Source organism: Solibacillus sp. (assembly GCF_040273735.1).
In the GTDB taxonomy this organism is placed as follows: domain Bacteria; phylum Bacillota; class Bacilli; order Bacillales_A; family Planococcaceae; genus Solibacillus.
The window spans coordinates 126,575-133,717 of sequence record NZ_JBELZM010000013.1; the positions used below are offsets into that span (position 1 = coordinate 126,575).

Genomic DNA, 7,143 nt, shown 5'->3' on the forward strand with positions numbered 1-7,143 from the left:
AGGGGGTTTCTAGCATGGGAAAAGCAACGGGTTTTATGGAATTTAAACGGGAGAAAGTTCAGGAGCAACGACCACTAGAGCGTCTTTCAAATTGGGGTGAATATACAAGCAGGCTATCTGATGAAAAATTACAGACACAAGGTGCACGCTGTATGGATTGTGGAACGCCATTTTGCCATATGGGAATTGAAATTCGCGGTACTGCAGCAGGATGTCCGATTCAAAATGTCATCCCTGAATGGAATGACTTAGTATATAAAGGGAAATGGCAGGAAGCGTTGGAACGTTTGCATATGACGAATAATTTCCCTGAATTTACCGGCCGTGTCTGTCCTGCTCCATGTGAAGGTTCTTGTACACTTGCCATTACGGATCCTTCTGTCGCGATTAAATCGATTGAACGTACGATCATTGATAAAGGATTTGAAAATGGCTGGATCACACCGCGTATCCCGGCATCGCGAACTGGCTATAAAGTCGCGATAGTCGGCTCAGGTCCTGCAGGCTTAGCGGCAGCAGATCAACTGAACCAGCTCGGCCATTCCGTAACGGTGTTCGAACGTTCTGACCGATTTGGCGGATTATTAATGTACGGAATCCCGAATATGAAGCTTGAAAAAGATGTGATTGAACGTCGTGTCCATTTATTATCATTAGAAGGAATCGACTTCGTTGCGAACACAGAAATCGGAAAAGATATAACGAAGGAGCAATTACAAGCTGATTTTGATGCTGTAATTTTATGTACGGGAGCACAAAAACAAAGGATGCTTCACTTAGAAGGAAGCGATGCAGGCAATATTCATTTAGCGATGGATTATTTAACGGATGTTACGAAAAGCCTGCTGGATTCTGATTTTACAGATAATCAGGCGTTAAATGTTGAAGGTAAAGATGTTATTGTGATTGGTGGCGGTGATACAGGGGCTGACTGTGTAGCTACAGCACTCCGCCAAAAATGCCGTTCTGTATACCAATTTGGTAAACATCCGCAACAAGCAACAACTCGTACAGATGAAACGATGTGGCCAAAAGATCCTAACATTTACACAATGGATTATGCTTATGCCGAAGCTGATGCGAAATTTGGCCGTGATCCACGGGAATATTGTATCCAAACTACGAAAATAGAAAGAGACAGCAATGGTAATGTAAAAGCACTTCACACAATTCAAATGGAAAAGATTCTTGGCGAGGATGGCTTCCACTACTTTAAAGAGTTGCCTGGTACTGAGAAAGTATGGCCGGCACAGCATGTATTTGTGGCAATCGGCTTTGAAGGTGCCGAAAAAGAAACACCAGAACATTTCGAAGTAGAACTAACGAATAACCGCATCCGTGCATCAATCAAAGACTACGAAACAAATATCCCGGGCGTTTTTGCTGCCGGTGACGCACGCCGAGGCCAAAGCCTTGTCGTTTGGGCAATAAAGGAAGGACGCGGAGTTGCCGCAAGTGTTCATTATTATTTAAATGAAATGTTAGTGAAAAGTTAATAGGATAGTAAGAACGGATATTTTATACACACCCAAAAACGTCATTTTTCTCCTGGAGAAAAATGGCGTTTTTAAGTTATGTACCAACTTTAAATATTTTTTGGGGAAATATAGTATCATTCATTTGAATAAGTGAAATTGATTCTCAATTAAAGGATTGCTATTGAAAAAATGAAAAGCTGAATTATTACTATTTAAATAGTAGAAATAAACTGCCGTAAAGCGTTTTACAAGAATGATAGATATTTTTTAATTAAAATCATTCTAAACTATTTGCAACCAACATTCATTTCGGGTAAGATTGGTAATGAACTTAATTTGGCGTACAGAAAGTATGCAAATGAATATTTGGAGGTAATTTAATGTCAACATTAGAAATTAAAGATCTTCACGTTGAAATCGACGGAAAAGAGATTTTAAAAGGTGTAAATCTAACTATCAATACAAACGAAGTACATGCGATCATGGGTCCTAACGGTACTGGTAAATCGACATTAGCTTCTGCAATTATGGGTCACCCAAAATATGAAGTAACATCAGGCGAAATCTACCTTGATGGTGAAAATGTATTAGAAATGGAAGTAGATGAGCGTGCACAAGCTGGTTTATTCCTTGCTATGCAATACCCATCAGAAATTCCTGGTGTAACAAACGCGGACTTCTTACGTTCAGCTATTAACGCTCGTCGTGAAGAAGGACAAGAAATCTCATTAATGAAATTCATCCGTGAATTAGATAAAACAATGGAATTCCTGGAAATGCCTGAAGAAATGTCTCAACGTTACTTAAACGAAGGTTTCTCTGGCGGTGAGAAAAAGCGTAACGAAATTCTACAAATGATGATGATCAAACCAACATTCGGGATTTTAGATGAAATCGATTCTGGTTTAGATATCGATGCATTAAAAGTAGTTTCAAAAGGTATTAACGAAATGCGCGGCGAAGGATTCGGCTGCTTAATGATCACTCACTACCAACGTTTATTGAACTACATCACACCTGACTATGTTCACGTAATGATGCAAGGTAAAGTTGTAAAATCAGGTGGTGCTGAATTAGCACAACGCTTGGAAGCAGAAGGTTATGAGTGGATTAAAGCTGAATTAGGCATTGAAGATACTGAAGAAGTAACAGAAGCATAATTAAGGAGGACGACGAAGATGACGGTTGAAACAAAATTAGCGTTATCAGCAGAAGAAGTACGCTCGTTCTCGCAAAAACATGCTGAACCAGCAACATTTGCTGATTTCCGTGTGAGCGCAATAGAAAAAGCTGCTGCGCTTGACTTACCAAAACCAGACAGAACGAACATTAGCAAGTGGAACTTCATTGATTTCCCGAACCACACAGTAGAAAGCGCTCCATTCAATTCACTGGAAGAGCTGCCTGTAGAGGTGAAATCAGTAGTTGATATTGAAACACAAGAAAACCTGTATATCCAACGCAACAATACACCAGCGTACATTAAAGTTTCAGAAGAACTGAAAAACAAAGGTGTAATTTTCACGGATATTCAAACAGCGGTTCGCGATCATAAAGATTTAGTAGAAAAATACTTTATGACGACAGCTGTAAAAGTGGACGAGCATAAATTAACTGCTTACCATGCAGCACTAGTAAACGGCGGTATTTTCGTTTACGTACCACGCAACGTTGTAATTGAAGCACCTCTTCAAGTTGTATTTTTAAATGACGATGCAGAAGCTTCATTATTCAACCACGTGTTAGTAGTAGCAGAAGAATCTTCGGCTGTAACTTATGTTGAAACTTACATTTCTACATTTGATGAAGCACATGGTCAAGTAAACGTTGTAACAGAAGTAATCGCAAAAGATAATGCACAAGTAACATTCGGTGCAGTAGACAACTTGGCTCATGGCTATACTGCTTATGTAAACCGCCGTGGACATGCTGAACGCGATGCAAAAATTGACTGGGCATTAGGTTTAATGACAAACTCAGATACAATTTATGAAAATACAACTAACTTAATTGGCGATAACTCTACTTCAGACTTCAAAATGGTAACTGTAGGTAGCGGAGATCAAAAACTTAACTTCACAACATTAATCCGTCAATGGGGTAAAAATTCCGACGGTCAAATTTTAAAACACGGTGTAATGAAAGATTCTGCACAGTCAATCTTTAACGGAATCGGTCATATTATGCATGGTGGTACAAAAGCAAATGCAGAACAAGAGTCTCGCGTACTGATGCTTTCTGAAGGTGCACGCGGTGACGCTAACCCAATTCTTTTAATTGATGAAGACGATGTAACAGCAGGACACGCGGCATCTGTTGGACGTGTTGACCCAACTCAACTGTACTACTTAATGAGTCGTGGTATTTCTAAAGCAGAAGCAGAGCGCCTTGTAATTCACGGATTCCTTGCGCCAGTTGTTGCTAAATTGCCAATCGAAGGCGTTAAAAAGCAGCTGACGGAGGTTATCGAAAGGAAAGTTCGATAATGATACCTAGCGATATTAAAAGTTATTTTCCAATTTTAAATCAGGAAGTCAATGGACATCCGTTAGTTTATTTGGATAGTGCGGCTACATCTCAAAAGCCAATTCAAGTTATTGAAGCAATCTCAAATTACTATAATTTAGATAACTCAAACGTTCACCGAGGTGTCCATACACTTGGTAACCGTGCAACGGATTCCTATGAAGGTGCGCGTGAAAAAGTCCGTAAATTCATTAATGCCAGTTCAACACAAGAAGTGATTTTCACTCGTGGTACAACAACAGCACTTAATACGGTTGCTTCAGGCTATGGTCGTCAAAATGTACAAGAAGGTGATGAAATTGTCATTACGTACATGGAACACCATTCGAACATTATTCCATGGCAACAGCTTGCAAAAGAAAAAGGGGCGGTATTGAAATATATCGACCTTGAAGCAGACGGTACAATTTCATTGGAAAAAGTACGTGAGACAATTACGCCAAAAACGAAAATTGTTTCTATGATGTATGTTTCCAACGTATTAGGTACGATCAATCCTATTAAAGAAGTTGCACAAATTGCCCATTCAAATGGCGCGGTAGTTGTTGCCGATTTAGCTCAGGCAGCACCGCATTTGAAGGTAGACGTTCAAGATTTGGATGTTGATTTCGCAGCATTTTCAGGACATAAAATGTGTGCACCAACTGGAATTGGGGTACTATATGGTAAAAAGGCGCTTCTTGAAGAAATGGAACCAGTAGAGTTTGGCGGAGAAATGATTGATTTCGTAGGTTTATATGAATCAACATGGAAAGAGTTGCCGTGGAAATTCGAGGGTGGTACGCCGATCATTGCAAGTGCAATTGGCTTAGGTGCTGCAATCGACTTTTTAGAGGAAATCGGTTTAGACAATATTGCAGCCCACGAACATAAGCTGGCAGGTTATGCAATGGATCAATTGGAAACGATTGATGGTCTACAGATTTTCGGACCACGTGACCCGATGAGACGATGCGGACTCGTTACATTCAATCTAGATGACGTACATCCACATGATGTGGCGACAGTATTGGATATGAGTGGAATCGCTGTTCGTGCAGGACATCATTGCGCCCAACCTTTAATGAAATGGCTTCAAGTATCAGCAACAGCACGAGCAAGCTTCTACATGTACAATGATGAAGAAGATGTTGATCGTTTGGTTGCAGGATTGCGCTCAGCGAAGGAGTATTTTGGCGATGTCTTTTAATAATTTAGATCAACTTTATCGTTCCGTAATTATGGACCACTATAAAAACCCTCGTAACAAAGGGTCTCTTGAAGAAAACAGTGTGACAATCGATATGAATAACCCTACTTGCGGTGATCGTATCCATTTAACATTGAAGCTGAACGATGATGTCGTGGAAGATGCGAAGTTCGATGGGGAAGGCTGTTCAATCTCCATGTCTTCCGCATCAATGATGACTCAAATCGTTAAAGGCAAAAAATTGGACGAAGCTTTGGAACTGGCTGATATTTTCTCGAAAATGATGCTGGGCGAAGATTTTGACGATGAAAAGTACGACCTTGGGGATGTCGAAGCGCTGCAAGGTGTAGCAAAATTCCCGGCACGTATTAAATGCGCTACATTAGCTTGGAAAGCGATGGAAAAAGGCGTAAACAACGAAAAGAAATAAAAAGTAGTAAGGCTAAAGTGTGTTTTATGCACATTTTAGCACTTCTCATTAGATGAACGGAGGAGACAACATGGCTAAAAAAATGCCTGAAATCGGCGATTACAAGTATGGCTTCCATGATAAGGACGTATCAATATTCCGTTCTGAACGTGGACTTACAGCAGATATCGTTCGTGAAATCTCAAGTATGAAGGAAGAGCCGCAGTGGATGCTTGACTACCGCTTAAAAGCTCTTGAAAAATTCTATGAAATGCCAATGCCTCAATGGGGCGGTGACCTAGCGTCATTAAACTTCGATGAAATTACGTATTACGTAAAACCATCTGAAGCAACTGAACGTTCTTGGGATGAAGTACCTGAAGAAATCAAGGCAACATTTGATAAATTAGGTATCCCGGAAGCTGAACAAAAATATCTTGCAGGTGTATCTGCTCAGTATGAATCTGAAGTAGTTTACCACAACATGAAACAAGACCTAACAGATTTAGGCATTGTCTTCAAAGATACTGATTCGGCATTAAAAGAAAACGAAGAAATCTTCAAAAAACACTGGGGTACAGTAATCCCATATACAGATAACAAATTCGCAGCATTAAACTCTGCAGTTTGGTCTGGTGGTTCATTTATTTATATGCCTAAAGGCGTTAAATTAGACACACCATTACAAGCATACTTCCGTATTAACTCTGAAAACATGGGTCAATTCGAACGTACGCTAATCATCGTAGACGAAGATGCATCTGTACACTACGTAGAAGGTTGTACAGCGCCTGTTTACACAACAAACTCTCTACACTCGGCTGTAGTAGAAATCATCGTTAAAAAGAACGCTTACTGCCGTTATACAACGATTCAAAACTGGGCGAACAACGTATATAACCTTGTTACAAAACGTACAGTTGTTGAAGAAAACGGTACAATGGAATGGATCGACGGAAACATCGGTTCAAAATTAACAATGAAATACCCTGCTTGTATCCTTAAAGGTGAAGGCGCACGTGGTATGACATTATCAATTGCCATTGCAGGTAAAGGTCAACACCAACACGCTGGTGCAAAAATGATTCACTTAGCACCAAACACATCTTCAACAATCGTTTCAAAATCGATTGCTAAGCAAGGTGGTAAAGTTACGTATCTTGGTCAAGTGAAATTCGGTAAAAATGCTAAAGGTGCACGTTCAAACATCGAGTGTGACACATTAATCATGGATAACGAATCTACTTCTGATACAATTCCATACAACGAAATCTTAAATGATAACGTATCTTTAGAGCACGAAGCGAAAGTTTCAAAAGTATCTGAAGAGCAATTGTTCTACTTAATGAGCCGTGGTGTTTCTGAAGAAGAAGCGACAGAAATGATCGTAATGGGCTTCATCGAGCCATTCACAAAAGAATTACCAATGGAATACGCAGTAGAAATGAACCGTCTGATCAAGTTCGAGATGGAAGGTTCTATCGGATAATTTTTATCCAGGCACTTGTCTCCAATTTATTGGAGACAGGTGCTTTTTTATG

The 7,143-nt window shown here is 39.9% G+C and carries 6 protein-coding genes; all 6 read left to right on the plus strand.

Annotation, left to right across the window (positions count from 1 at the left end):
- Positions 1 to 14 precede the first annotated feature (14 nt).
- Entirely contained in the window at positions 15 to 1,496 is a 1,482-nt protein-coding gene (gltD, locus tag ABS917_RS13615) for a glutamate synthase small subunit (RefSeq protein WP_350479495.1), read from the plus strand.
- A 362-nt stretch (positions 1,497 to 1,858) separates the two neighbouring features.
- Complete coding sequence (sufC, locus tag ABS917_RS13620) at positions 1,859 to 2,638, plus strand: Fe-S cluster assembly ATPase SufC (RefSeq protein WP_350479496.1); 780 nt, start codon at positions 1,859 to 1,861, stop codon at positions 2,636 to 2,638.
- A gap of 18 nt (positions 2,639 to 2,656) precedes the next feature.
- On the plus strand, positions 2,657 to 3,964 hold the full coding sequence (gene sufD, locus ABS917_RS13625) for a Fe-S cluster assembly protein SufD (RefSeq protein ID WP_350479497.1): 1,308 nt from the start codon (positions 2,657 to 2,659) through the stop codon (positions 3,962 to 3,964).
- Complete coding sequence (locus ABS917_RS13630; RefSeq protein WP_350479498.1) at positions 3,964 to 5,193, plus strand: cysteine desulfurase; 1,230 nt, start codon at positions 3,964 to 3,966, stop codon at positions 5,191 to 5,193. Before sufD ends, ABS917_RS13630 begins: the two co-directional genes overlap by 1 nt.
- The gene (gene sufU / locus ABS917_RS13635; protein WP_340716086.1) at positions 5,183 to 5,623 is read left to right on the plus strand and encodes a Fe-S cluster assembly sulfur transfer protein SufU; all 441 of its coding nucleotides are present in this window, start codon (positions 5,183 to 5,185) and stop codon (positions 5,621 to 5,623) included. The genes ABS917_RS13630 and sufU overlap by 11 nt, the downstream gene beginning before the upstream one ends.
- A gap of 70 nt (positions 5,624 to 5,693) precedes the next feature.
- Positions 5,694 to 7,091: a Fe-S cluster assembly protein SufB gene (gene sufB / locus ABS917_RS13640; RefSeq protein ID WP_079524187.1), complete on the plus strand. Its 1,398-nt coding sequence runs from the start codon at positions 5,694 to 5,696 to the stop codon at positions 7,089 to 7,091.
- Positions 7,092 to 7,143: the final 52 nt, after the last annotated feature.

What these genes read in the sequence shown, in the direction of transcription:
- gltD (WP_350479495.1), top strand. Translation starts at nt 15, where the DNA reads ATGGGAAAAGCAACGGGTTTTATGGAATTTAAACGGGAGAAAGTTCAG.
- sufC (WP_350479496.1), top strand. Translation starts at nt 1,859, where the DNA reads ATGTCAACATTAGAAATTAAAGATCTTCACGTTGAAATCGACGGAAAA.
- sufD (WP_350479497.1), top strand. Translation starts at nt 2,657, where the DNA reads ATGACGGTTGAAACAAAATTAGCGTTATCAGCAGAAGAAGTACGCTCG.
- ABS917_RS13630 (WP_350479498.1), top strand. Translation starts at nt 3,964, where the DNA reads ATGATACCTAGCGATATTAAAAGTTATTTTCCAATTTTAAATCAGGAA.
- sufU (WP_340716086.1), top strand. Translation starts at nt 5,183, where the DNA reads ATGTCTTTTAATAATTTAGATCAACTTTATCGTTCCGTAATTATGGAC.
- sufB (WP_079524187.1), top strand. Translation starts at nt 5,694, where the DNA reads ATGGCTAAAAAAATGCCTGAAATCGGCGATTACAAGTATGGCTTCCAT.